Here is a 25110-nt window from a genome sequence, read left to right as displayed (position 1 = left end):
GCGAAAGGATATCGCTTATCATTGCGTTCTCGTTCTTCGCCGATTACCCAAGGATCTTCATGCCCGCTGTTCTTATCGCTAAAGCCGGCCGCTGGTTGGCCGCCTGTGTGTTGCTGTTGGCCGGCACCGCTCAAGCCGCGCCGATCGTCGTCACCGATGTCGCCGGCCGCCAGGTCACCCTGCCGCAACCGGCCAAACGCGTTATCCTGGCCGATGCCCGTGCGCTGCTGGCGCTGAATATTCTGCATCCGCAGGAGCCGCTGAAAAACATCATCGCCTGGGACAACTCGCTGAAGGTCAAAGCGCCGGATCTGGTGGAGGCCTACGCGAAAAAATTCCCGCAGGTCATGCAGATCCCCACCTTCGACAACCCCTACACCAGTGATTTCAGCGTGGAAAGCGCGGTGGTGCGCCAACCGGATCTGATCATTTTCGACATCGGCCTGCTGAGCAAATTGAAAGACAGCGGCGTGCTGACCCAGCTGGAAAAAGTCGGCATCCCGGTGCTGATCATCGATTTTCGCCAGCAGCCGCTGACCAACACCGTCGCCAGCATGGCGCTGTTGGGAAAAGTGTTTGACGAGCAGCCCAACGCCGATGCTTTTATCCGCCTCTATCAGCAACGCCTCGAACTGGTGCGCCAGCGGGTCGCCACGCTGAAACCGGAGCAGCGCCCCAGCGTCTTCATCGAGCGCAGCGCCGGCATCAAAGGCGAACAGTGCTGCAACACCTTCGGCAAAGGCAGCTTCGGCCAGTTCATCGATACCGCCGGCGGCAACAATATCGGCAGCAAGCTGTTTTCAGACATGGGCGGAGAAGTGAACGTCGAGCAGGTGATCAGCAGCAACCCGGATTTCTATCTGCTGACCGGCGCCGACTGGAGCCGTGGCCATCGCGGCACGCTGGCGGTACCGCTGGGTTACACCACCGATATGGCCACCAGCCAAAAGAAACTGGCGCATCTGCTGGATCGTACCGGTATTAACGTGCTGAAAGCGGTGAAAGAAAAACGCGTGATGGCGATTTATCATCAATTTTACGACACACCGCTCAACTTTATCGCGGTTGAAGCGATCGCCAAATTCCTGCACCCGGCGCTGTTTAAAGATATTGATCCGCAAGCGGATATCGAAATGGTGCACCAGAAATTCACCGCGCTGGATTACAGCGGCGTCTTCTGGCTTACGCCACAATAACCTCCCGCAGGGCCCGCCAGTCGGGTCCTGTTTCCCGCATTCATTATTTAGTTACCCACTTAACTATCCCGTAACAATTCTATTTACTTGCCAATAATTATCATTAAGATTGTCTTTTCTAAAAAAACACATCCGGGTCTGAAACTCTTAAGGCATTATTATGTCACCTCTTTTTCGGCTTTCCCTGCTGACGGCTTCCATCGCCGTCGCATTCCCTGTCCTTGCTACTGATAACTCATCTCAGAACGATACCGACACCGTGACCGTCGTCGGCAACTGGCTGGACAACCCTGATACCAGTTCGGTGCTGCTCAACCATCCGGGCGCGCGTTCCATCGTCACCCAGCAGCAGATGCATGAGCAAGGCGACCAAACCATCGCCGACAGCCTGCGCGGTGTGCCCGGCGTGCAGGTGCGCGACAGCAACGGCACCGGCGGCAGCGATATTTCGCTCAACGTCGGCGTGCGCGGCCTGACATCGCGTCTTTCTCCGCGCTCCACCATTCTGATGGATGGCGTCCCGCTGGCGGTTGCGCCTTACGGCCAGCCGCAGCTGTCGATGGCGCCGCTATCGATCGGTAACCTGCAATCGGTGGACGTGGTGCGCGGCGGCGGTGCGGTGCGCTACGGGCCGCAAAACGTCGGCGGCGTGATCAACTTCGTTACCCGCGACATTCCCAAAACGTTTGGCGGCACCGCCAGCGTACAAACCCAGGGCGCCAGCCACGGCGGCCTGAAGACCCTGACCAGCGCCTCCGTGGGCGGCACCGCAGACAACGGCCTCGGCGCCGAGCTGCTCTATTCCGGCCTGCACGGCCAGGGCTACCGCGACAACAACGACAACACCGACATCGACGATTTCATGCTGAAAACGCGTTATGCGTTCACCGATCGCGACGAACTGCTGGCCAATTTCCACTACTACGACGCCAAAGCCGGCATGCCGGGCGGGCTGAGCAGCGCGCAATACGCGCAGAACCCGTTCCAGTCCACGCGGCCGTGGGATCAGTTCGAAGGCCGCCGCAAGGATATGTCGTTCAAATACAAACATCAGGAAGACGACAAGCAGTTCGAAGTGTTGACCTACTTCACCGACAGCTACCGCGGCAGCAACATCGAATCGGAAGGCACCGGCAAAAACGCGGGCCAGCGGCGCATGGTCTCCTATCCGCGCCACTATTCAACCTGGGCGATCGAACCAAGCTATTCGCAGCTGTTTCGCTTCTGGAATATGGCGCACGAGATCACCCTCGGTTACCGCTACCTGAATGAAACCATGGACGAAAAAGCATCGCGTTCCGCCTGGTATAATCCGGCGAATATCGGCTCGACGCCGGATACCCCGGACTATTACCAGCATACCTCCGGCGGTACCGCAGCCAACGCGTTCTATATCGACGACACCATTAACGTCGGCAACTGGACGGTCACGCCGGGCCTGCGTTATGAAAGCATTCGCACCCACGTGGACGATTCGTTCAACAACATCAGCCGCGAGAAAAGCTACAGCGAGCCGCTGCCGTCATTGAACGTGATGTACCACCTGTCCGACGCCTGGAAACTGTTCGCCAACGCCAACACCTCGTTCGGCAGCATGCAGTATTTCCAACTGACCAAAGGCGGCAACGGCAACCAGCCGGCGCCGGGGCTGACGGCGGAAAAAGCGCGCACCTATGAGTTCGGCACCCGCTACGACGACACCGTGGTCAAGGCCGAGGCCACGCTGTTCTACATCGACTTCGATAACCAGCTGCAGTACATCAGCAACGACGTGGGCTGGACCAACATGGGCGCCACCAAGCACAAAGGCATCGAGCTGGCGCTCAGCTACGATCTCAGCGAGCTGAATCGGGCGCTCGACGGCGCCAGCGTCTACACCAGCTATACCTACACCAAAGCCAGCACCGACAAGGGCGACTTCGCCGGTAAAGATCTGCCGTTCTACTCGCGCCAGGTCTATACCGTCGGCACGCGTTACGCCACCGGCAGCTGGGTATGGAATCTGGACGGTTATGCGCAGTCGAAACAGCATTCGCCGGGCACCGGGCCGGAGTACATCACGCAGGAAAGCGCCGATGGCCAGTTCGGCAACATCGCCGGTTACATGGTGTGGAATATGCGCGGGGAATATAACTTCGGGCCGCAGCTGTCGAACCTGACGCTGGGCGCCGGGGTAAAAAACCTGTTCGATCAGCGCTACTTTACCCGCTCCAACGACAATAACTTCGGCAAGTACGTCGGCGAACCACGCACCTTCTTCGTGCAGGGGTCGATCGCCTTCTGATACCCAGGCCCCCGATGGGGCCTCGGTATCACCGACAATAAAGACGAAACAGGCGCGCCAAGTGCGCGCCCATCGGCGTCAGGGTGGTGTCCTTGCGTTGGATAAGATAAAACGTCGCTTTCGGCAGACTCTCTTCCAGCTCAAGCGGCACCAAATGCTTGCCCAGAATCGGATCCGAAATCACGTCCACCGACAGAATGCTAACAAAATCGCTCTGCGCCACCAGGCTGGTACAGGCCATAAAGGTCTCACAGGTTACGCTGATCGACGGCGCCATGCCCAAGTCCCCGAACAGATCGTGCAATAGCCGGTAATAACTGCCTTTCGGCGTCGGCATGGTCCAGTCGCAGTGCTGCAGCTGTTTCAGCGAGGTTGCCCCCTCCATCGGATGCCCTTTGCGCACCACCACCCGATACTCTTTTTCCATCAGCCGTTCGTACTGCAACTCGTTGTCGAGGCTGCTGGGGTAATAGGTATTGACGGTAAAATCCAGCTCGCCCTGACGCAGTTCAGGGATCATCGACACCAGCTGCCCCTCGACGATGCGCACCTTCACGTTGGGATACTCACGATGAAACTGAGTGACCACCTGCGGCATCACAGTACGCGCAATGCTGCCACCAACGCCGATATTCACCGTGCCGCCCGCCAACCCCAGCCGCTGCTGGATATCTTCCTGCGCCACCCGCAGCTCCTCAAGGATCAGGCTGGCATGCTGGAAAAAGTTATCGCCACAGTCGGTCAATACCACACCCTGGCTACGGCGAATAAACAACTTGGCGCCCAGCACCTCTTCCAGCTCCTGAATGGCTTTGGTCAGTGCAGGCTGGGAAAGGCGTGAGGTACGGCTAGCGGCGCGGATGCTGCCCTGGCGGCTAACGTCCACAAATGCACGTAATTGGTGCAATTTTATCGAGGCTGGCATAGGCGAAAGGCGATAACCGTTATTTATCAATAGCAAGATATTGGCATCTTATTTAGCCAGATTCCATTGTGTACATTCGGAAAAAACATAATAAATAACCAAATTCTTATTTCGCTTAATTAAGCGCATTTTCTGCGCCAATAAGCGCCATTCACGGCAGTTAGTAACCAAATACACCTTTTTATTTGCAAGAGCATCACCGTCTGATTTCAGTTCAGAGCATAACTGCTGCCTGGAGCGATCCAGCGCGCGATAACTTATGAGATATCACTATGACTAATTCGCTTTCGATGTTGGTGGCCGATCTGTACCCGCAATTGCAGGCCTGGCGCCGCGACTTCCACCGCTATGCCGAATCCGGCTGGTTTGAGTTCCGCACCGCCACCCTGGTGGCGGAAGAACTCGATCGGCTGGGTTACCGCCTGCAGCTAGGCCGCGAGGTCATCAAGGCCGAGGCGCGCATGGGACTGCCCTCGTCCGATGAGCTGGAGGCGCAGGAACTGCGCGCCCGCAATCAGGGCGCGTTGGAAAAATGGTTGCCGCATTTTTCCGGCGGCTTCGCCGGCATCGTCGCAACGCTCGATACCGGCCGCCCCGGCCCGACTATCGCCTACCGCGTGGATATGGACGCCCTCGATCTCAACGAATTGCTGGAACCCGAACACCTGCCGTTCAGTGAAGGCTTCGCCTCTTGCAACAGCGGCATGATGCATGCATGCGGTCATGACGGCCATACCACCATCGGCCTGGGGCTGGCGCACGTGTTCAAAAGCCTGGAGTCCCTGCTTAGCGGCACCGTCAAATTGATCTTCCAGCCGGCGGAGGAAGGCACACGCGGCGCAAAATCGATGGTGGAGGCCGGCGTGGTGGACGACGTCGATTTCTTCACCGCGGTGCATATCGGCACCGGCGTGCCGGCCGGTGAGCTGGTATGTGGCAGCGACAGCTTTATGGCCACCAGCAAGCTGGACGTTACCTTCCGCGGCGTCGCCTCCCACGCCGGCGCCAAGCCGGAAGACGGTCGCAACGCACTGCTGGCGGCGGCGCAGGCTGCGCTAGGGCTTTACGCCATCCCGCGCCACAGCGAAGGCAGCTCACGCATCAATGTCGGCGTGCTGCAGGCCGGCACCGGCCGCAACGTGATCGCCGATCGGGCGTTTATGAAGGTGGAGACGCGCGGCGCCACCAATGAGATCAATACGTTCGTCTATCAGCAGGCCCTGAACGCCATCGAAGGCGCCGCCAAAATGCACGGCGTCGCCTGCGACATCGCGCTGATGGGCGCGGCGCAGAGCAGCAAACCGACCCAACCGTGGGTGGATTATATCCGCCGCCAGGCGCAGCAGATAACCGAGCTGACCTCGGTGGTCGATCGCCGCGAACAGGCGGCGGGTTCAGAAGACGCCACCTACATGATGGAACGGGTGAAATCCCGCGGCGGCCAGGCCTCATACGTCATTTTCGGCACCGAGCTGAGCGCCGGGCACCATAACGAGAAATTCGACTTCAACGAACAGGTGATGGCGGTGGCGGTGAAAACGCTGGCGTCGCTGGCGCTGAACCTGCCGACATTCGGGAGCGGAGCATGAGCAACTCAGAACTGCAGGCATTTATCGACGACTACATTGACCAACGTCAACCCCGCTTCAGCACGCTGAGCGACGCGATTTGGGATCACCCGGAAACGCGCTTCAACGAGACCTATTCCGCCACGTTGCTGGCCGATGCGCTGGAACAGGAAGGCTTCTCGGTCGAACGCGGCGTGGGCGACATCGAGACGGCGTTTATCGCCAGCTACGGCAGCGGCCACCCGGTTATCGCGCTGCTGGGCGAGTACGACGCGCTGGCCGGGCTGAGCCAGCAGGCGGGCTGCGCCACGCCGCAGCCGCTGGTGGAAAACGGCAACGGCCATGGCTGCGGCCACAACCTGCTGGGCACCGCGGCGCTGGCGGGCGCCTTCGCCGCCAAGGCGTGGATGCAGCAGAACCGGCTGACCGGCACCCTGCGCTTCTACGGCTGCCCGGGCGAAGAAGGCGGCTCCGGCAAAACCTTTATGGTGCGCGAAGGCCTGTTCGACGACGTCGACGCCGCCCTCACCTGGCACCCGGAAGGCTTCAGCGGCATGTTCAACACCAGCACGCTGGCCAACATTCAGGCGGCGTTTCACTTCAAGGGCGTCGCCGCCCATGCCGCCAACTCGCCACACCTGGGGCGCAGCGCGCTGGACGCGGTGACGCTGATGAATACCGGCGCCAACTTCCTGCGCGAACATATCGTGCAGGAAGCGCGGCTGCACTACGCGGTCACCCACACCGGCGGCAGCTCCCCCAACGTGGTGCAGGCCGACGCCGAGGTGTTGTACCTGATCCGCGCGCCGCAGCTCGACCAGGCGCAGGACATTTACCAACGGGTGATTAACATCGCCAAGGGCGCAGCGCTGATGACTGACACCCAGATGGACGTGCGCTTCGACAAGGCCTGCTCCAACTATGTGCCGAACCGCAGTCTTGAACGCGCGATGTATCAAAACCTGTGTGATTTCGGTCTGCCCGAGTACAGCGACGCCGAACGCCGCTTCGCCGAGGAAATCCGCCAGACGCTGAGCCACGACGATCTGCGCAACGCCAAACTCAACATAGCCCGCACCGGCGGCGCAGCCGGGCGCGAGTGGGTACAACTGCTGGGAGATAAGGTGCTGATGGACGAGGTCGCTCCTTATGTGGAGTCCGACGACCTGCTGTACGGTTCTACCGACGTTGGCGACGTGAGCTGGGTGGCGCCAACCGCCCAATGCTTTAGCCCCTGTTTCGCACTCGGCACTCCTCTGCACACCTGGCAACTGGTGGCGCAGGGCCGCACCGCTATCGCCCATAAGGGCATGTGCCTGGCCGGCAAGGTGATGGCGGCGACCGCCATCGATCTGCTGAGCGACAGCGCCCTGCTGGCGAGCTGCCGCAGCGAGTTTGAGCACCAACGCGCCGAACAGCCGTATCGATGCCCTATCCCACAAGGGGTAAAACCCTCCCCATTGAAATAGCATGAACAGACAGGGCCCGGTTCACCGGGCCACTAAGCATAATTATAAATAAATCAAATAATAACAATCACACAACAGAGCAAACACAGAGGGTAAAATCATGAGTGAGGCCACAACGCCAATCAATAAAAGCCCCGGACGCGTTTTTTACTGGGTGGAACGCATAGGCAATAAGATCCCTAATCCGTTTTTACTGTTCGTCTATTTGATCCTGGTGCTTATGCTGGCCACCGCGCTATTTTCCTGGCTCGACGTGGCGGTGAAAAATCCGGCCACCGGCGAGCTCATCAAGGTGAATAATCTGATGAGCGTGGCGGGCATGCAGTGGATATTTCCCAACATCATCCATAACTTCAGCAGCTTTGCGCCGCTGGGGGCTATTTTGGCGCTGGTGATAGGCGCCGGCCTGGCGGAAAAGGTCGGCCTGCTGCAGGCGCTGATGTACAAAATGGCCTCGCGCGTCAGCGCCCGCTACGCCAGTTATATGGTGCTGTTTATCGCCTTCTTCAGTCATATATCGTCGGACGCCGCGCTGGTGGTGATGCCGCCCCTTGGCGCACTGATGTTCGTGGCGGTGGGCCGCCACCCAATAGCCGGACTGCTGGCGGCGATCGCCGGCGTCGCCTCCGGCTTTACCGCCAACCTGTTGATCGTCACCACCGACGTATTGCTTTCCGGTATCAGTACCGAAGCCACCAAAGCGGTGGATGGCGCGGTTCACGTCAGCGTGATCGACAACTGGTACTTTATGGCCACCTCAGTGGTCGTGCTGACCATCGCAGGCGCGCTGCTCACCGACAAATTTATCGAGCCCCGTCTGCCGAAGTGGCAAGGCAGCGCCGAAGACAAAATCGCAGCGCTGACCCCGCTGCAAAACCGGGGGCTGATGATGAGCGGTATCGCCGCGCTGGTGTTTATCGCCATCATCGCCGCTCTGGTGGTGCCGGAGGCCGCGCCGCTGCGTGACCCAAACACCGGTTCGGTGATCCCTTCCCCGTTCATCAAGGGTATCGTGCCGATCATCATCCTGTTTTTCTTCACCGTCGCCATTACCTATGGCGTAGTCACCAAACAGATCCGTCGGCCGGACGATATTCCCCATCACTTGCTCGATCCGATGAAAAGCATGGCGGGTTTTATCGTGATGGTATTTCCGCTGTCGCAGTTCGTGGCGTTCTTTAACTGGAGCAACATGGGCAAGTTTATGGCCGTCGGCCTGACCGATATGCTGGAAGCCGCCGGCATGAGTGGCGCACCGGCATTTCTCGGCCTGATGTTCCTCTCCGCCTTCCTGTGCATGTTCATCGCCAGCGGCTCGGCGATCTGGTCAATTTTAGCGCCGATCTTCGTGCCGATGTTTATGCTGCTCGGTTTCCACCCGGCGTTCGCCCAGATGATCTTTCGCATCGCCGACTCTGCGGTGCTGCCGCTGGCGCCGATGTCGCCGTTCCTGCCGCTGTTCCTCGGCTTCCTGCAGCGCTACCGCAAAGACGCGCAGCTCGGCACCTATTACGTGCTGATCCTGCCCTATCCTTTGGTGTTCTTCAGCGTGTGGATTTTGCTGCTGCTGGTCTGGTATGCGCTAGGCTTGCCAATCGGTCCCGGCGTCTATCCGAAGCTGGGCTAAACGCTCTGCTATCTCGCCCCGCGCTGGTTCGCGGGGCAGATTCCCTCCCCCCAAGCCCAGTAGAAAGATTGATCTTCCTCACTGCCCAAGCGGCTCTGAGGATTATTTCATTGCCTTGCTAAATCGGTTCTTCTATTTTAGCTAACCATCTGACAACGACAAAAATAGGGATTAAGCATGATGAATCGCGTATGGGTACTGGGCGACGCCGTGATCGACCTGGTGCCGGAAAATGCCAACGGTTATCTCAAATGCCCCGGCGGCGCGCCGGCGAATGTGGCGGTGGGTATCGCCCGGCTCGGTGGCGACAGCGCTTTTATCGGGCGTGTGGGGCAAGACGGCTTCGGCGCCTTTCTGCAGCAGGTACTGAGCGATGAAGGGGTGGATATCGGTCATATGAGACCGGATCCCGACCACCACACTTCCACGGTGGTGGTGGATCTCGATCTGCAGGGTGAGCGCTCATTCACGTTTATGGTGCAGCCCAGCGCCGATCTGTTTTTGCAGCCCGACGATCTGCCGGCTTTCCAACGGGGCGAATGGCTGCACCTCTGCTCCATCGCGCTTTCACAAGAACCCAGCCGCAGCGCGGCCTTTGCGGCGATGGAACGCATTCGGGCGGCCGGTGGCCGGGTCAGTTTCGATCCCAACATCCGCGAAGAGGTCTGGCGCCAGCCGGAAGCGCTGCGCCCCTGCCTGCAAAAGGCGCTGTTGCTGGCGGACGTGGTGAAACTGTCGCGCGAAGAGCTGGCTTTCATCAGCCACCTTGACGATGTAGAGAACGGCATCCGCTGGATGATGCAAACCTACCCGACACGCCTGCTGCTGGTGACGCTGGGCGGCGACGGCGTCTGCGTACACGATGGGCATCGCCTGCGCCATTTCCGCGCGCCGTCGATCGTGCCGGTCGATACCACCGGCGCCGGCGACGCGTTTGTCGCCGGTCTGTTAGCGGCGCTGGCACGCCTTCACGAATTGCCGCAGGAAACGCAGTGGCCGGCGGTTATCGCCCAGGCTCAGGCCTGCGGCGCACTGGCCACCACCGCCAAAGGCGCCATGACCGCCCTGCCCCGCGCCGAAGAGCTCACCGCTTTTCTGCGCTGATCCCCTGCATCCACGGCGATCCCCTGGGCGCCGTGGTCTTTTACTCCCCACGATTTGCGCACTCGATCACAATAGCTGAATCGGGTTAGCAAACTTGATTGCCAGCCCGCTTCTTGATCGTTATCTTTCGCCTTGAAAAACCGGTTTAGCAATTTAGCAAAAAATAATAACAACCCTTACCCGGATGATAGACGATGATGAAAAAACTCAGCTATTTGGCGATAACAACAGGGCTTTTCCTCTCTGCTTCCAATGCAGCGGCCTCGGGCAGCGGCAGCATCGAGGCGCGCCTCAACGCGCTGGAACAGCGCCTGGCGCAGGCGGAACGGCGCGCCGCACAGGCTGAAACCCGCGCGACGGCGGCGGAACGCCGGGCGCAACAGCTGGAGCAGCGCACCGCCAACACGGAACGGCAAACCGCGCAGATTGCGCAGATTGCGCAGCATACCGCCGCGCCGCAAACGCCAATTGCCCCGATCAGCGCACTGAAACTGAATGGATTCAATGATCTGAAACTGTACGGCGACGTGGAGTTCAATCTGGACGGCGCCAGCCGCAGCGGCCAGCTGACGTCGCTGAAAGGCAGCGACCACAAAGACTGGAAGCCTGGCAACAAAGAACGCTGGGATATCAACGGCCGCATTCTGGTCGGGCTGGACGGCTACCGCCGCAATCCGGACGGCAACTTCTCCGGCTTCAGCGTGCAACCGCTGGCAGACATGAGCGGCAAAATGAACCTGGATGACGCCGCCTTCTTCTTCGGCAATGAAAAGAACTGGCAAACCAAAATCGGCCGCTTCGAAGCCTACGACATGTTCCCGCTGAATCAGGACACTTTCATTCAATACTCCGGCAATACCGCCAACGATCTGTACGCCGACGGCTTCGGCTATATCTACATGATGAAAGAAGGCCGCGGCCGCAGCAGCAGCGGCGGCAACCTGATGTTGAGCAAATACGCCGGTGATGTCTATTTCGAGCTGAACACGCTGGTGGAGGACGGCACTTCGCTGTTCCAGGACAGCCGCTATCACGGCAACGCCCTGGACAATAAGAAAAACGTCGCCTATTTGCGCCCGGTGATCGCCTGGAAAAAAGACGCCTTCAGCATCGCGGCGGCAATGGAAAGCAACGTGGTAAATAACGCCTACGGGTATCAGGACAGCCAGGGCCGCTTCGTCGATCAGTCCAAGCGCAACGGTTACGGCATGACGATGAGCTGGAACAACAGCGCCGCCAACCCGGATAACGGCGTGGTGGCCAACCTGAGCACCGCCTATCTGGATGCCTCAGGCGAGCAAGACTTCACCGCCGGCGTGAACGTGCTGTGGCGGCGCTTCGAACTGGGTTATATCTATGCCCATAACAATATCAAAGAGTTCAATACCGCCGGGATCGCCGCCGATATCCACAACCCGCTCAGCGAACCGGGCAACTACGACATCCATACCGTTCACGCGTCGTATCAGATACCTAACATTATGAATATGAAGAATTTCAATCTGTATTTAGGCGCCTATGTGTCGCTGCTGGAAGCCAACGCCGACAACAAGATCGCCAACGGCGACAACGATCAACGTTACGGCATGCGCGCCAGATTCAAGTATTTCTTCTGACATCGATTCACGACGCTGCGTCGCAAACTGCGCGGCGGCATTTTTATTTAGCAAGGGGACAACATGGACATTACCGCAACCGCCAACGCGCTGTTGCCGCTGCTCGGCGGTAAAGAGAACATCGCCAGCGCCGCCCACTGCGCCACGCGCCTGCGTCTGGTGCTGGTGGACGACAGCAAGGTGGACAAAGAGGCCATCGGCAAACTGGACGGCGTCAAAGGCTGCTTCAGCAACGCCGGTCAAATCCAGGTAATCTTCGGCACCGGGCTGGTCAACAAGGTGCATGCGGAATTCATCAAGGCAGCGGGCGTCAGCGAATCCAGCAAGGCCGAAGCCGCCGATATCGCGGCGAAAAAGCTCAACCCGCTGCAGCGCATCGCCCGCCTGCTGTCGAACATCTTCGTGCCAATCATCCCGGCGATCGTCGCTTCCGGCCTGTTGATGGGGCTGCTCGGCATGGTGAAAACCTACGGCTGGGCCGATGCCAACAGCGCGCTGTTCATCATGCTGGATATGTTCAGCTCGGCGGCGTTCATTATCCTGCCGATTCTGATCGGCTTCACCGCCGCACGCGAATTCGGCGGCAATCCCTACCTGGGCGCCACGCTCGGCGGCATTTTGACGCATCCGGCGCTGACCAACGCCTGGGGCGTCGCGGGAGGGTTCCACACCATGAACTTCTTCGGTCTGGACATCGCCATGATCGGCTATCAGGGCACCGTGTTCCCGGTGCTGCTGACGGTGTGGTTCATGAGCCTGTTGGAGAAACGGCTGCGCAAGGTGATCCCCAACGCGCTCGATCTGATCCTGACGCCGTTCCTGACGGTGGTCATCTCAGGCTTTGTCGCCCTGCTGTTTATCGGCCCCGCCGGCCGCGCGCTGGGTGACGGCATCTCCTTCGTGCTCAGCACGCTGATTGCCCATGCGGGGTGGTTCGCCGGGCTGCTGTTCGGCGGCCTCTATTCCGCTATCGTCATCACCGGTATTCACCACAGTTTCCACGCGGTAGAGGCCGGGCTGCTCGGCAACCCCACTATCGGCGTCAACTTCCTGCTGCCGATCTGGTCGATGGCCAACATCGCTCAGGGCGGCGCCTGCCTGGCGGTGTATTTCAAAACCCGCGACGCCAAAATCAAAGCCATCGCGGTGCCTTCCGCCTTTTCCGCCATGCTCGGCATCACTGAGGCTGCGCTGTTTGGTATCAACCTGCGCTTCGTGAAACCCTTCCTGGCAGCGCTGGCGGGCGGTGCGCTCGGCGGCGCCTGGGTGGTGGCCAATCACGTCGGTATGAACGCGGTCGGGCTGACGGCGATCCCTGGCATGGCGATTGTGCAGGCCAGTTCGTTGGTCAGCTATATCATCGGCCTGGCGATCGCGTTTGGCACCGCCTTCATACTCTCCCTCCTGTTGAAATATAAAACGGACGCGCAATGATGGAAGAACTCAGCTTAATCAAACAGGCGATGCAGGCGGTCATGAACGGCCAGCCACGCGCGCTGCGCGATCCGCACCGCCCGGCCTGGCATCTGGCGCCCAGCGTTGGCCTGCTGAACGATCCCAACGGCTTCATCCAGCACAACGGCGTTTATCACCTGTTCTATCAGTGGAATCCGCTGGGCTGCGATCATCGCAACAAGTGCTGGGGACACTGGCAGTCGACCGACTTGCTGCGTTGGGCGCATCAGCCGCTCGCCCTGGCACCAGGTGCCTGTTACGACAGCCACGGCTGTTATTCCGGCTCGGCGGTGGTGGCGGAAGATAAAATCACGCTGATCTACACCGGCAATGTGAAATTCCCCGACGGCTCACGCACTGCCTATCAATGCCTGGCTCAGGAAAGCGAACGGGGCGAATACCGCAAGCTCGGGCCGGTGCTGCCGCTGCCGGACGGCTACAGCGGGCACGTACGCGATCCCAAAGTGTGGCGTCATCAGAATGCGTGGTACATGGTGCTCGGCGCGCGTGACTTGCAGGATCGCGGCAAGGTGCTGCTGCTTCGTTCCAGCGATCTGCGAGGCTGGCAACCGCTGGGCGAAATCGCCGGTTCCGGCCTGCACGACCTGGGTGAATTCGGCTACATGTGGGAGTGCCCAGACCTGTTCTCGCTGGAGGACGCCGACGTGTTGATCTGCTGCCCGCAGGGGCTGGCGCCGCAGCCGGAACGCTATCTCAACCGTTATCAGGCCGGCTATCTGCTCGGCAAGCTGGATTACCTGCAGCCGGCCTTCAGCCACGGCGAATTTCGCGAGCTGGACGCCGGCTTCGAGTTCTACGCGCCCCAGACGACGCTGACGGAAGATGGCCGCCGCCTGCTGTTCGCCTGGATGGGCGTGCCCGAGCAAGATGAAGAAGCCCATCCGACGCGCCGTTATGGCTGGATCCACACCATGACCTGCCCACGCGAGCTGTCGCTGCGGCATGGCCGCCTCCACCAGCGCCCGGCGCGCGAGTTGCAACAGCTGCGCGGCGAGCGAGAAGACTGGCGAGGCCGCGCCGATGACGCCCCCGCCTATGCGCTGGGCGCCGCGGAGCTGCAGCTGACGCCGCAGGGCGCGTTCAGCGCCGCGTTTGGCGAGGCAATGACGCTGAACTGGAACGGCGAAAGGCTGCAGCTGACGCGCGCTTCCCTGGCCGACGGCCAGCCGGAGCACCGTTACTGGCGCGGCCCGGTCACGCATCTGCAGTTGCTGTTCGATCGTTCCAGCGTGGAGATCTTCATCAACCGCGGCGAGGCGGTGATGAGCGCGCGCTACTTCCCGGCCAGCGAGCCGCAACTGCGGCTGTCCGGAAGCGCGCCGCTGGCGTTGGAATACTGGCCGCTGACGCCATGCATGCTAGAATGACGCATCCTCCGATGACTTCAGATGGCGTCAGTGAAAAAAAATAAACGCATTACCATCAGTGACATCGCCACGCTGGCCGGGGTGTCGAAATCGACCGCCAGCCTGGTGCTGAACGGCCGCAGCAAGGAATATCGGGTGTCCGACGACACCCGCGACCGCGTTCTGGCGCTGGCGCACGAACACCATTATCAGCCCAGCATCCACGCTCGTTCTTTGCGCTCCAACCGCAGCCACACGCTGGGGCTGGTGGTGCCGGAGATGACCAACTACGGCTTTGCGGTGATTTCGCGCGAGCTGGAAACGCTGTGCCGCGAAGCCGGTCTGCAGCTGCTGATCGCCTGCACCGATGAAAACCCGGCGCAGGAGATGATGGCGGTGAACAGTCTGGTACAGCGGCAGGTGGATGGCTTGATCGTCGCCTCCAGCCAGTTGAACGATGCAGAATACCAGAAGATCAACGCCGGGCTACCGGTGGTGCAGATGGACCGCCTGATCGCCGGCTCCGAACTGCCGCTGGTGATCACCGACTCGGTTAATGCGACCGCCGACCTGGTGGAAAAGGTCGCGCGCCAACATCCGGATGAGATCTATTTTCTCGGCGGGCAGCCGCGCATTTCGCCGACCCGCGATCGCCTCGCCGGCTTCCAGCTTGGCCTGGAGCGCGCCGGCATCACGTGCAAACCGGAATGGATCATCAACGGCAACTATCACCCCAGCTCAGGTTACGAGATGTTCGCTCAGCTGTGCGCACAGCTGGGGCGTCCGCCCAAAGCGCTGTTTACCGCCGCCTGTGGCCTGCTGGAAGGGGTGTTGCGTTATCTGACGCAGCATCAGCTGATGGAGAGCGACATCCACCTGTGCAGCTTCGACGATCACTACCTGTTCGATTGCATGACGCTGAAGATAGACACGGTCGCGCAAGACTGCCGGGCGCTGGCGCAGCATAGCTTCGACCAGGTGACCGCGCTCATCGACGAGCGGCCGCTGGAACAGCATGCGCTTTATCTGCCGGGCCGCATCCACTGGCGCCATGCCGGTTCCCGGGCGTTGTTAGCCGGGGAGTGATATTTCTGAATCAATAAAAAAAGGGCGCCTGAGCGCCCTTTATCGTTGTGCTACCGCTACTTGGCGGCGCCTTCCATGCCCACCAGCCCCACTTTCAGGTAGCCGGCTTTACGCAGGGTGTCCATCACGCTCATCAGCGTTTCATAGTCCACGCTCTTGTCTGCCTGGAAGAAGATGGTGGTTTCTTTGTTCGCCTGAGTGCGTTGATCCAGCACCGAAGTCAACTGATCGGCATTCACCGGCTGATCGCCGACGTAGAGCTGCTTGTCGGCCTTCACCGACAGGAACACCGGTTTTTCCGGCCGCGGCTGCGGTTTGGCGGAGGAGGCCGGCAGATCGACGCGAATATCTACCGTTGCCAGCGGCGCGGCCACCATAAAGATGATCAACAGCACCAACATGACGTCGATAAACGGCGTCACGTTGATTTCATGCAGTTCGCCGCTGTCGTCCAAATCTTCATTTAAGCGCATCGCCATGACTCACCCCGCCCGCAGTTGGTGTGCGTGTTGTGAGCGCTTGGCTTCCGCCGTTGCGGCCAGATCCAGATCGCGGCCCTGCAGCAGCAAGACCTGCGCCGCCACGTCGCCCACCTGGGCGCGATGGCCGCTGATGACGCGGGCGAAGATGTTGTAGATAACGACCGCAGGGATTGCCGCTACCAGGCCCATCGCGGTCGCCAGCAGCGCCTCTGCGATACCCGGCGCCACGACCGCCAGGTTGGTGGTCTGCGAGTGAGCGATGCCGATAAAGCTGTTCATGATGCCCCAGACGGTACCGAACAGGCCGACGAACGGCGAGATGGCGCCGATGGTGGCGAGGAAGCCGTTGCCGCGGCCCATGTTGCGGCTGTAGGCCGCCACGCGGCGCTCGAGGCGGAAACCGGTACGTTCTTTGATGCCGTTGTTGTCATTGGATTCCGCAGACAACTCCAGCTCATTTTGCGCATCGTTCAGCAGTACCGCACTGACGCTCTCCGGGGAGAAGTTTTGCGCCAGCTCGGAAGCCTCATCCAGCGAACGCGCTTCGGCCAGCGCCAGCTGCTCGCGGCGCAGACGGCGCTTGGCACGCAGCAGTTCGCTGCCTTTGGCGAACAGAATGGTCCAGGTCACGATAGACGCCAGCACCAGGCCGATCATCACCGCTTTCACCACCGCGTCGGCGTGCTGGTACATGCCCCAAATGGACAGGTCCATGCCGCGGGTTTCCGGTGGCTGGATCGTCGGTGCCGGGTTCACCGGCGTGATGCTCTCCGGCGCGGCGGCTGCAGGTGCCGGCGCGGTGGTCGGCGCAACGCTTTCGGTAACGGCCGGATTGGCCGCCGGCGCTGCCTGCGCGCTGCCGGCCAGCCCCACGACCAGCACCATAGAAGCCATCAGGCTGCGGCCAAAGGCCTTGCCCCACTGCGCCCGGCCCTGGCCGAACGATCCTTGATTTAAATTCTTGCCAGCCGTTTTCACGCTGTGCCTCCACCCATTACCGATCAAAATTAAGGAATAATTCAGCGTGCGATCATATCAAACCAACCGGGGATTGATAGTAGTTCTCATTATTATTTACCAAATAAACGCGAAAATTTTAGCCAGCCCCGCGGCAAAGCGCCAATCCGCGCCCGTTCACCGCCAAACGCTCCTTTTATGGGGTTATTTCGTTACTTTTCTCCCACAACGGTGCAACAAGACCACCCTGCCGAACGACGTCTCGACCGATGAATGGGCTTCTCTCTCGCCGCTCGGCAGAAGGATGAGGCGAGAAATGCGCCGCTGACAGCCAATTATAGCCGTTTCTATATCCAGAAGTTAAAACGTCTGGATGGCTATATCAACTCATGCTAACGTAAGGGCTATCGTAAACGGGCACGTGCAGAGCAACCAGAGGTGAGCCAGGTACCATGACGTCAAAACACATCGAAACCACGCTGATCGGCGCCGGCCGCGGCAAACGCTACACCCAGGGCTCCGTCAATCCCGTTACGCAACGCGCCTCCTCTTTGGTCTTCGACTCCGTCGCCGCCAAAAAGCACGCCACTGCGCAACGCGCCCATGGCGAGCTGTTTTACGGCCGACGCGGCACGCTGACCCACTTCGCCCTGCAGGATGCGATGGTCGAGCTGGAGGGCGGCGCCGGCTGCGTGCTGTACCCCTGCGGCGCGGCGGCGGTGGCCAATGCGATCCTGTCGTTCGTCGGCGCCGGCGATCACCTGCTGGTCACCGGTTCGGCGTACGAACCGACTCAGGATTTCTGCACCCACATCCTCGGCCGCATGAACGTCAGCACCACCTATTTCGATCCGCTGATCGGCGCCGACATCGCCACGCTGATCCAACCCAATACCCGCGTGGTGTTCCTGGAATCCCCCGGCTCCATCACCCTGGAAGTGCAGGATATTCCGGCGATGGTGCAGGCCATTCGCGCCGTGGCGCCGGAGGTGGTGATCATGATCGACAATACCTGGGCGGCAGGCGTGCTGTTCAAGGCGTTGGATTTCGACATCGACATTTCCATTCAGGCCGGCACCAAATACCTGATCGGCCATTCCGATTACATGCTCGGCACCGCCGTCGCTAACGCGCGCTGTTGGGATCGGCTGCGCGAATACTCCTATTTGATGGGGCAGATGGTGGATGCCGACACCGCCTACATGGCGAGCCGCGGCCTGCGAACCCTGAGCGTGCGCCTGAAACAGCACGAGCGCAGCAGCATCGAAGTCGCCAACTGGCTGGCGGCACGACCGGAGGTGGCGACGGTCAATCACCCGGCCCTGCCCAGCTGCAAGGGCCACGAGTTCTACCGCCGCGACTTCAGCGGCTGCAACGGGCTGTTCTCCTTTGTGCTGAAAGAGCGGCTGGATGATGCACAGCTGGCCGCTTACCTGGACAACTTCAGCCACTTCAGCATGGCCTACTCCTGGGGCGGCTTCGAGTCGCTGATCCTGGCCAATCAGCCGGAAGAGCTGGAAGCCATCCGTCCGGCGGGCGGGGTCGATTTCTCCGGCACGCTGGTGCGCATACACATCGGCCTGGAGAACGTCGAAGACCTGATCGCCGATCTGGCGGCCGGTTTCGATCGCCTCAACGGCGTGCGCTAAGGCGGATTCCGGTAATTTTCTTCGTCTCGTTTAATGTCGGCTTAAGCTATTAGCGGTACACTAACCGGATAACTGTCAGATACGGTAACCGCCGCATCCTGGAGAACGTGACCCCGGGCGCAACCGGCATGCAACAGGACATAAAATGGATGTATTACGAGAGATTATTCATGCGCTTTGGCAGCAGGACTTTATCGCCCTCGCCGATCCTAGCGTGATTTGGGTGGTTTATGCCGTGCTTTTCACCACCCTGTTTTTGGAAAACGGACTGCTGCCCGCCTCCTTCCTCCCCGGCGACAGCCTGCTGCTGCTGTCGGGTGCGCTGATCGCCAAAGGCGTGATGGGCTTTGCCCCCACCCTGTTGATTCTGACCGCCGCCGCCGGCCTCGGCTGTTGGCTGAGCTATATCCAGGGCCGCTGGCTGGGCCACACCGGCCTGGTGAAAGGCTGGCTGCTGCAATTGCCGGCGCAATATCACCAGCGCGCTCATAACCTGTTCAATCGCCACGGGCTGACGGCGCTGCTGATCGGCCGTTTCCTCGGCTTCGTGCGCACGCTGCTGCCGACCATGGCCGGCATTTCCGGGCTCAACAGTTCGCGCTTCCAGGTGTTCAACTGGCTGAGTGCGGCGATCTGGGTCTGCGCGCTGGTCGGCCTCGGCTACGCGTTCAGCCAAATCCCTCTGGTGAAACGCTACGAAAGCCAGGTGATGACCGGCCTGATGCTGCTGCCGCTGTTGCTGCTGTTCGTCGGCCTGCTGGGCGCCATGCTGGTGATCTGGCGTAAAAAGCGCGCCTCCTCCTCCTGATCCAGGCGCACTACAGCGCCTTCTCAACCAACGCCAGACTGGCGGGCAACTTGCTCACCAGCGTATCCACCGCCAGCCGCACCTTCAGCGGCAGGTGGGGCGTGTGTGGCCATACCGCATGCGCATCAAAGGCGGCGCCGGGCCGATCGCGCAGTAAGCGCACCAGCGCCCCGCTCAACAGCTGCTCACGCACCAGCCAGCACGGCAGCCAGGCGATGCCGAAACCCGCCGTCGCTGCATCCGCAATCGCCTGCAAATCGTCCATCTGCAACCGGTTATTCGGCATCACGTCCTGCGGTTTGCCGTTCTCGTCCAGCACCCGCCAGCTGCGCCGCGCGCCGGCGCGTATATAGGTCACCGCCTCGTGCTGAGCCAGTTGCTCAATGCTGTGCGGTTCGCCGCACCGCTGCAGATAGGCCGGCGAGGCGCACAGCGTCATGCGGTGATCGCCGATACGACGCGCCACCAGCCCGCTGCTGTTGGCCAGCGTGCCGTTACGGATCGCCATATCGAAACCGTCCTCAATCAGATCCACCACCCGATCGCTGAATGACAGCTCCAGCTCCAGGCCAGGGTGCTCACGCGTCAGATCGGTCAGCAACGGCGCAATACACATGCGGCCAAACAGCACCGGCATCGACACCCGCAGCCGGCCGCTGACCTGCCGCTTGCCCGACTCCAGCAACGTTTCCGCGCTGCGGATCTCCTCCAGCGCCCGCAGGCAGCGCTCATAGAACAACGCACCGTCGTCGGTCAGGCTCTGGCTGCGGGTGGTGCGATGAAACAGCCGCACGCCCAGCCGCTGTTCCAGCCGGGCTATGGTTTTCCCTACCGCCGAACGCGACAGGTGCAACCGACTGGCCGCCAACGCAAAACTGCCCGCCTCCACGGCGGTGACGAATACCGAAATGCCGCTCAATCGATCGCTCATGATTTGTCGCCCTGAAAGAAACAATCTGCGTAAATCTTATCGCCACTGGCGAACCTCTATCAACGATATTATCGACAGGTCGTTAATCGCTGACTTTGGAGAACATCATGACCGACACGATGCAACGCTGGACGATGGATACCCTGGGGCGTGAACACCTGCAGCTGACCACCGAAGCGGTTCCGCAGCCGGGGCCACACGAAATCAGAGTGAAAGTGAAGGCGGTAGCGCTCAACTACCGCGACAAAATGATGATTGAAAGCGGCATGGGGCTGACGCTGCCGCAGTCGTTCACCCCCGCCTCTGACATGGCCGGCGAGGTCAACGCCGTCGGGCCCGGCGTCAGCCGGTTCCAACCCGGCGCCCGGGTCATCTCTACCTTCAGCCCCGGCTGGCTCGACGGCCGGCAAAAACCGTACGGCGATGCGCGCCAGGTGCCTTACCACACCCTTGGCGGCTTCTACCAGGGCGTACTGGCGGAATACGTGATTTTGCATGAAGACTGGCTGGTGGCGGCGCCGACGTCGCTGGACGACGCGCAGGCCAGCACCCTGCCGTGCGCCGGGCTGACCGCCTGGTTCGCGCTGGTAGAGCAAGGCAAACTGCATGCCGGCGAGACGGTGCTGGTGCAAGGCACCGGTGGCGTGGCGCTGTTCGCGCTGCAGATCGCCAAAGCGCACGGCGCCGAGGTGTACGTGACCTCCGGCAGCGATGAAAAGCTGGCGCGCGCCCGGGCACTGGGCGCCAGTCACGGCATCAACCGGCTGAATGGCGATTGGGTGGAGGCGGTTTATGCGCTGACGCAGGATCGCGGCATCGACCATGTGATCGACACCGTCGGCGGCCCGAATCTCGGCAACTCAGTACGCGCCGTGGCGGTGGGCGGCCGCATCTCGGTGATCGGCGTGCTGGCGGGCGCCGAGATTTCCGCGCCCGCCGGCCTGCTGCTGCTGAAATCGGCGCAGATCCAGGGCATCGGCGTCGGCCATCGCCGCGCGCTGGAAGATCTGGTGCGCGCCGTGGACGCCGTCAACCTGCAGCCGGTGATCGATCAGGTATACCGCTTCGACCAGCTGCCGCAGGCGTTGGATCATCTCGATCGCGGGCCGTTCGGCAAGATCGTTCTGACCCCGTAAACGCGGCTCAGCCCTCCAGCAGCAGCGGATTGGCATCGCGCAGCCGGGCGACTTCATCGCTCGGCGTCATGCCGAACAGCCGTTTGAATTCACGACTGAACTGCGACGCGCTCTCGTAACCGACGCGGATCGCCGCCGTGCTGGCCTTCAGACCGTCATGCACCATCAACAGGCGCGCCTTATGCAGCCGGTACGATTTCACGTACTGCAGCGGAGAGGTGTTGGTCACCGCCTTGAAGTTATGGTGAAACGCCGACACGCTCATGTTGACCTCGCTGGCCAACTGCTCGACGTTGAGATTGTCGGCATACTGATTTTCTATGCGCCGCAGCGCCTTGGCGATCTGGCTGAAGTGGGTATGTCGATTAACCAGCTCCTGCAGCGACGCACCGCAGGTGCCGCGCAGCACATAGTAGAGGATCTCGCGCACGATCTGCGGCCCCAGCACCCGGGCGTCGAGTGGCTTGGCCATCACGTCCAGCAGGCGTTCAGTGGCACACAGCAGCGCTTCCGTCAGCTCGGCCAGATTTACCCCGTTGCTCTCCGCCCGCGGCTGCATCAGGTAGTCGTCGTCGCCGATGTCGATCAGCAAATCCTGCAGCATTTGGGTATCGATATTGACCGCCAACCCCACCAGCGGCAACTCCGGGCTGGCGAAGGTTTCGCACTCGAACGGCAGCGGCACCGTCATCAGCAGGTAGTTGCGCGGATCGTATTGGAACACCTTGTTGCCGCAATAGCCGACCTTGTGCCCCTGAAAGATGATGACGATCCCCGGTTCGTACATCACCGGTTGGCGCGGGCAGTGGCGATCGACATACAGGATCTTCACCCGCGGCACCGGTGAGGACGTGTAGCCATTGCCGGTGGCGATAGCCATCGCCTGGCGCGCCATGCGGCTGCGCAGCGCATCGATTTCAGTCACGGAAACACCCTCTTACAGTCAGAACGATTCGGCATAAATCATAATTTAAAACTCTCCATTTCTACAGTCAGTTGTAGAAATAGGCAAGAACCAGACAGGAATGTGCATTGTGCGTTGCCGCCAGGTTCCTGACAATACGGGCCAGCAACCTTTGCGCCGCGTTGGCGCCCGCCTGACAGAAAGAGAGAAATCAACCATGCAAAACTTTATTCTGCATACCCCAACCAAAATCCTGTTCGGCAAGGAACAGATTGCCGACGTGGCCGGCCAGATCCCGGCGGACGCACGCATCCTGATCACCTACGGTGGCGGCAGCGTGAAGAAAAACGGCGTGCTGGATCAGGTGTACAGCGCGCTGGCCGGCCGTGACGTGCGGGAGTTCTCCGGCATCGAGCCGAACCCGACCTATGAAACGCTGATGAAAGCGGTCGAAGTGGTGAAGGCGGAAAACATCGATTTCCTGCTGGCGGTCGGCGGCGGTTCGGTGGTTGACGGTACCAAGTTCATCGCCGCCGCGGCCCGTTATACGGCCGACAGCGATGCCTGGCATATTCTGCAGACCGTCGGCAGCCACATCGCCGACGCGGTGCCGATGGGCTGCGTGCTGACGCTGCCGGCCACCGGTTCCGAATCCAACAGCGGCGCGGTGATCACCCGTAAAAGCAGCGGCGACAAGCAGCACTTCTTCTCGCCGCTGGTGCAGCCGCGCTTTGCCGTGCTGGATCCGGTCGTGACCTACTCGCTGCCGCCGCGCCAGGTAGCCAACGGCGTGGTCGACGCCTTCGTACACACCCTGGAGCAGTATCTGACCTACCCGGTCGACGCCAAGGTGCAGGATCGCTTCGCCGAAGGTCTGCTGCTGACCCTGCTGGAAGACGGCCCGCGCGCGCTGGCCGAGCCGGAAAACTATGCGGTGCGCGCCAACGTGATGTGGAGCGCTACCATGGCGCTGAACGGCCTGATCGGCGCCGGGGTGCCGCAGGACTGGGCGACCCACATGCTGGGCCATGAACTGACCGCCATGCACGATCTCGACCACGCACAAACGCTGGCCATCGTGCTACCGGCGCTGCTGCACGAGAAGAAAGCGCAGAAGCGCGAAAAACTGCTGCAGTACGCTGACCGCATCTGGGACCTGCGCGAAGGCAGCGAAGACAGCCGCATCGACGGCGCCATCGCCGCCACCCGCGCCTTCTTCGAACAGATGGGCGTACCGACCCGCATGGCGGATTATCAGCTCGACGGCAGCAGCATTCCGGCGTTGCTCGACAAGCTGCATCAGCACGGCATGACCGCCCTGGGCGAGCATCAGGACATCACCCTGGACGTCAGCCGCCGCATTTATGAAGCGGCGCGTTAATCGCAAAACGGCGATTTTTTGCTAGGCTTTAGTCTCCGTCAGCCATTTTTCGCCGCATCCGGCGCCTGGCCGATCGCCGGGCGCCGTCGGGCGCCTCAGCGCGCCGCCGATCGTTTCGCACCATTCGTCTTACCGCTCATTCGCAGGGAGAGCGGGGAGAGAATCGCCCTCCCGCCACCGCTGAAATTAGGCTGGCAAACCCGGCAACCGCCCATTTTGCCAACTAGAATTTATCTATAGCCGTTTCGGTGCCGCAGGCGCCGCAATCCGTACACAAGGAGATGCGCATGACAACGCAACAACCCATCATCAAACTCCACGATGGTAATCTGATGCCGCAGTTGGGTCTCGGCGTTTGGCAGGCGAGTATTGAAGAGACCACCCACGCGGTCAGCAAAGCACTGGAGATCGGTTACCGCTCCATCGACACCGCCGCGATCTACAAGAACGAGGAAGGCGTCGGCGCCGCGCTGCAGTCCAGCGCGCTGCCGCGCAGCGACCTGTTCATCACCACCAAACTGTGGAACGACGATCAGGGCGATCCGCTGGCGGCGCTGGAAACCAGTCTGGAAAAGCTCAAGCTGGACTATGTGGATCTGTATCTGATCCACTGGCCGCGCCCACAGCAGGATCAATACGTCTCCGCCTGGCGCGAGCTGATCAAACTGCGCGAACAAGGCCTGGTGAAAAGCATCGGCGTATGCAACTTCCATACGCCGCACCTGCAGCGTCTGTTGGATGAAACCAACGTGGCGCCGGTCGTCAACCAGATCGAGCTGCACCCGCTGCTGCAACAGCGCCAACTGCGCGCCTGGAACGCTACGCACCATATCGCCACCGAATCCTGGAGCCCGCTGGCGCAGGGCGGTGAAGGGGTATTCGACCAGCCGCTGATCAAGGCCCTGGCCGAGAAATACGAGAAAACCCCGGCGCAAATCGTGGTGCGCTGGCACCTGGACAGCGGTCTTATCGTGATCCCGAAATCCGTCACGCCGTCGCGCATTCGCGAAAACTTCGAGGTATTTGATTTCAAACTCGATAAGGACGAACTGGGCGAGATCGCCAAGCTGGACGTCGGCAACCGCCTGGGGCCGGATCCGGATACCCTGTAACCCCACGCTCAAGCCCTCTCCCGCCGGAGGGGGCTTTTCCTTCCCACACATTG

At 60.8% G+C, this 25110-nt stretch carries 20 protein-coding genes; 15 read left to right on the top strand and 5 right to left on the bottom strand.

Features of this window, described 5'->3' with window-relative positions; genetic code table 11:
- The first annotated feature begins 59 nt into the window (after nt 1–59).
- Nucleotides 60–1196 carry an ABC transporter substrate-binding protein gene (locus QMZ29_RS20965; protein ID WP_025304271.1) on the top strand — a complete coding sequence of 379 codons (1137 nt, stop codon included), beginning with the start codon at nt 60–62 and terminating at the stop codon, nt 1194–1196.
- Between the two features lie 160 nt (nt 1197–1356).
- Complete coding sequence (locus QMZ29_RS20960; protein ID WP_043142139.1) at nt 1357–3480, top strand: TonB-dependent receptor family protein; 2124 nt, start codon at nt 1357–1359, stop codon at nt 3478–3480.
- A gap of 28 nt (nt 3481–3508) precedes the next feature.
- Here the strand turns inward: QMZ29_RS20960 and QMZ29_RS20955 are convergent, their stop codons facing one another.
- The gene (locus QMZ29_RS20955; RefSeq protein WP_025304273.1) at nt 3509–4405 is read right to left on the bottom strand and encodes a LysR family transcriptional regulator; all 897 of its coding nucleotides are present in this window, start codon (nt 4403–4405) and stop codon (nt 3509–3511) included.
- A gap of 272 nt (nt 4406–4677) precedes the next feature.
- On the opposite strand from QMZ29_RS20955, the gene QMZ29_RS20950 reads away from it, so the two are divergent.
- The 8 genes from QMZ29_RS20950 (at nt 4678) to QMZ29_RS20915 (ending at nt 15697) form a co-directional block, all read left to right on the top strand.
- The gene (locus QMZ29_RS20950) at nt 4678–5994 is read left to right on the top strand and encodes a M20 family metallo-hydrolase (RefSeq protein WP_060434562.1); all 1317 of its coding nucleotides are present in this window, start codon (nt 4678–4680) and stop codon (nt 5992–5994) included.
- On the top strand, nt 5991–7442 hold the full coding sequence (locus tag QMZ29_RS20945; RefSeq protein WP_197836180.1) for a M20 family metallopeptidase: 1452 nt from the start codon (nt 5991–5993) through the stop codon (nt 7440–7442). Before QMZ29_RS20950 ends, QMZ29_RS20945 begins: the two co-directional genes overlap by 4 nt.
- A gap of 100 nt (nt 7443–7542) precedes the next feature.
- Complete coding sequence (gene abgT / locus QMZ29_RS20940; RefSeq protein ID WP_025304276.1) at nt 7543–9069, top strand: p-aminobenzoyl-glutamate transporter; 1527 nt, start codon at nt 7543–7545, stop codon at nt 9067–9069.
- Nucleotides 9070–9246: 177 nt separating this feature from the next.
- Nucleotides 9247–10173 carry a fructokinase gene (cscK, locus tag QMZ29_RS20935; RefSeq protein WP_025304277.1) on the top strand — a complete coding sequence of 309 codons (927 nt, stop codon included), beginning with the start codon at nt 9247–9249 and terminating at the stop codon, nt 10171–10173.
- 197 nt (nt 10174–10370) lie between these two features.
- Complete coding sequence (locus QMZ29_RS20930; protein ID WP_282980694.1) at nt 10371–11789, top strand: carbohydrate porin; 1419 nt, start codon at nt 10371–10373, stop codon at nt 11787–11789.
- A gap of 63 nt (nt 11790–11852) precedes the next feature.
- Nucleotides 11853–13223 carry a sucrose-specific PTS transporter subunit IIBC gene (locus QMZ29_RS20925; RefSeq protein WP_043142125.1) on the top strand — a complete coding sequence of 457 codons (1371 nt, stop codon included), beginning with the start codon at nt 11853–11855 and terminating at the stop codon, nt 13221–13223.
- Complete coding sequence (locus QMZ29_RS20920; RefSeq protein ID WP_261425179.1) at nt 13223–14632, top strand: glycoside hydrolase family 32 protein; 1410 nt, start codon at nt 13223–13225, stop codon at nt 14630–14632. The genes QMZ29_RS20925 and QMZ29_RS20920 overlap by 1 nt, the downstream gene beginning before the upstream one ends.
- 21 nt (nt 14633–14653) lie before the next feature.
- Nucleotides 14654–15697: a LacI family DNA-binding transcriptional regulator gene (locus QMZ29_RS20915; RefSeq protein ID WP_060434570.1), complete on the top strand. Its 1044-nt coding sequence runs from the start codon at nt 14654–14656 to the stop codon at nt 15695–15697.
- A gap of 56 nt (nt 15698–15753) precedes the next feature.
- Here QMZ29_RS20915 and exbD read toward each other — a convergent pair whose 3' ends face one another.
- The gene (exbD, locus tag QMZ29_RS20910) at nt 15754–16176 is read right to left on the bottom strand and encodes a TonB system transport protein ExbD (protein ID WP_004937307.1); all 423 of its coding nucleotides are present in this window, start codon (nt 16174–16176) and stop codon (nt 15754–15756) included.
- 3 nt (nt 16177–16179) lie between these two features.
- Nucleotides 16180–17157: a tol-pal system-associated acyl-CoA thioesterase gene (gene exbB, locus QMZ29_RS20905; protein ID WP_072269874.1), complete on the bottom strand. Its 978-nt coding sequence runs from the start codon at nt 17155–17157 to the stop codon at nt 16180–16182.
- Between the two features lie 431 nt (nt 17158–17588).
- Here exbB and metC point away from each other — a divergent pair, with 431 nt between their 5' ends.
- Together metC and QMZ29_RS20895 are read left to right on the top strand one after the other, a co-directional pair.
- Entirely contained in the window at nt 17589–18785 is a 1197-nt protein-coding gene (gene metC / locus QMZ29_RS20900) for a cystathionine beta-lyase (protein ID WP_060434572.1), read from the top strand.
- Nucleotides 18786–18930: 145 nt separating this feature from the next.
- Complete coding sequence (locus QMZ29_RS20895; RefSeq protein WP_025304285.1) at nt 18931–19593, top strand: DedA family protein; 663 nt, start codon at nt 18931–18933, stop codon at nt 19591–19593.
- A 10-nt stretch (nt 19594–19603) separates the two neighbouring features.
- Here the strand turns inward: QMZ29_RS20895 and QMZ29_RS20890 are convergent, their stop codons facing one another.
- Nucleotides 19604–20524, bottom strand: a complete 921-nt coding sequence (locus QMZ29_RS20890) for a LysR family transcriptional regulator (protein WP_049208379.1) — start codon at nt 20522–20524, stop codon at nt 19604–19606.
- A 107-nt stretch (nt 20525–20631) separates the two neighbouring features.
- On the opposite strand from QMZ29_RS20890, the gene QMZ29_RS20885 reads away from it, so the two are divergent.
- Nucleotides 20632–21660: a zinc-dependent alcohol dehydrogenase family protein gene (locus tag QMZ29_RS20885; RefSeq protein WP_169540468.1), complete on the top strand. Its 1029-nt coding sequence runs from the start codon at nt 20632–20634 to the stop codon at nt 21658–21660.
- 7 nt (nt 21661–21667) lie between these two features.
- Here the strand turns inward: QMZ29_RS20885 and QMZ29_RS20880 are convergent, their stop codons facing one another.
- Nucleotides 21668–22555: an AraC family transcriptional regulator gene (locus QMZ29_RS20880; RefSeq protein WP_212637121.1), complete on the bottom strand. Its 888-nt coding sequence runs from the start codon at nt 22553–22555 to the stop codon at nt 21668–21670.
- A 226-nt stretch (nt 22556–22781) separates the two neighbouring features.
- Here QMZ29_RS20880 and yqhD point away from each other — a divergent pair, with 226 nt between their 5' ends.
- Nucleotides 22782–23945 carry an alcohol dehydrogenase gene (gene yqhD, locus QMZ29_RS20875; protein WP_197780847.1) on the top strand — a complete coding sequence of 388 codons (1164 nt, stop codon included), beginning with the start codon at nt 22782–22784 and terminating at the stop codon, nt 23943–23945.
- A 287-nt stretch (nt 23946–24232) separates the two neighbouring features.
- On the top strand, nt 24233–25057 hold the full coding sequence (dkgA, locus tag QMZ29_RS20870; RefSeq protein ID WP_046687817.1) for a 2,5-didehydrogluconate reductase DkgA: 825 nt from the start codon (nt 24233–24235) through the stop codon (nt 25055–25057).
- Nucleotides 25058–25110 lie beyond the last annotated feature (53 nt).

The organism is Serratia sp. PF-27 (assembly GCF_030053255.1).
GTDB classification, from domain to species: Bacteria; Pseudomonadota; Gammaproteobacteria; order Enterobacterales; family Enterobacteriaceae; genus Serratia; species Serratia bockelmannii.
This window is presented reverse-complemented; position numbering and strand designations above follow the sequence as displayed.

Bases quoted from the DNA above. Each gene is read 5' to 3' on its own strand.
- dkgA (WP_046687817.1), top strand. From the start codon at position 24,233: ATGACAACGCAACAACCCATCATCAAACTCCACGATGGTAATCTGATG.
- QMZ29_RS20885 (WP_169540468.1), top strand. From the start codon at position 20,632: ATGACCGACACGATGCAACGCTGGACGATGGATACCCTGGGGCGTGAA.
- metC (WP_060434572.1), top strand. From the start codon at position 17,589: ATGACGTCAAAACACATCGAAACCACGCTGATCGGCGCCGGCCGCGGC.
- QMZ29_RS20880 (WP_212637121.1), bottom strand. From the start codon at position 22,555: ATGGCGCGCCAGGCGATGGCTATCGCCACCGGCAATGGCTACACGTCC.
- cscK (WP_025304277.1), top strand. From the start codon at position 9,247: ATGATGAATCGCGTATGGGTACTGGGCGACGCCGTGATCGACCTGGTG.
- QMZ29_RS20955 (WP_025304273.1), bottom strand. From the start codon at position 4,405: ATGCCAGCCTCGATAAAATTGCACCAATTACGTGCATTTGTGGACGTT.
- QMZ29_RS20950 (WP_060434562.1), top strand. From the start codon at position 4,678: ATGACTAATTCGCTTTCGATGTTGGTGGCCGATCTGTACCCGCAATTG.
- QMZ29_RS20965 (WP_025304271.1), top strand. From the start codon at position 60: ATGCCCGCTGTTCTTATCGCTAAAGCCGGCCGCTGGTTGGCCGCCTGT.
- QMZ29_RS20930 (WP_282980694.1), top strand. From the start codon at position 10,371: ATGAAAAAACTCAGCTATTTGGCGATAACAACAGGGCTTTTCCTCTCT.
- abgT (WP_025304276.1), top strand. From the start codon at position 7,543: ATGAGTGAGGCCACAACGCCAATCAATAAAAGCCCCGGACGCGTTTTT.
- QMZ29_RS20920 (WP_261425179.1), top strand. From the start codon at position 13,223: ATGGAAGAACTCAGCTTAATCAAACAGGCGATGCAGGCGGTCATGAAC.
- QMZ29_RS20925 (WP_043142125.1), top strand. From the start codon at position 11,853: ATGGACATTACCGCAACCGCCAACGCGCTGTTGCCGCTGCTCGGCGGT.
- QMZ29_RS20895 (WP_025304285.1), top strand. From the start codon at position 18,931: ATGGATGTATTACGAGAGATTATTCATGCGCTTTGGCAGCAGGACTTT.
- yqhD (WP_197780847.1), top strand. From the start codon at position 22,782: ATGCAAAACTTTATTCTGCATACCCCAACCAAAATCCTGTTCGGCAAG.
- exbD (WP_004937307.1), bottom strand. From the start codon at position 16,176: ATGGCGATGCGCTTAAATGAAGATTTGGACGACAGCGGCGAACTGCAT.
- QMZ29_RS20915 (WP_060434570.1), top strand. From the start codon at position 14,654: ATGGCGTCAGTGAAAAAAAATAAACGCATTACCATCAGTGACATCGCC.
- QMZ29_RS20890 (WP_049208379.1), bottom strand. From the start codon at position 20,524: ATGAGCGATCGATTGAGCGGCATTTCGGTATTCGTCACCGCCGTGGAG.
- QMZ29_RS20945 (WP_197836180.1), top strand. From the start codon at position 5,991: ATGAGCAACTCAGAACTGCAGGCATTTATCGACGACTACATTGACCAA.
- QMZ29_RS20960 (WP_043142139.1), top strand. From the start codon at position 1,357: ATGTCACCTCTTTTTCGGCTTTCCCTGCTGACGGCTTCCATCGCCGTC.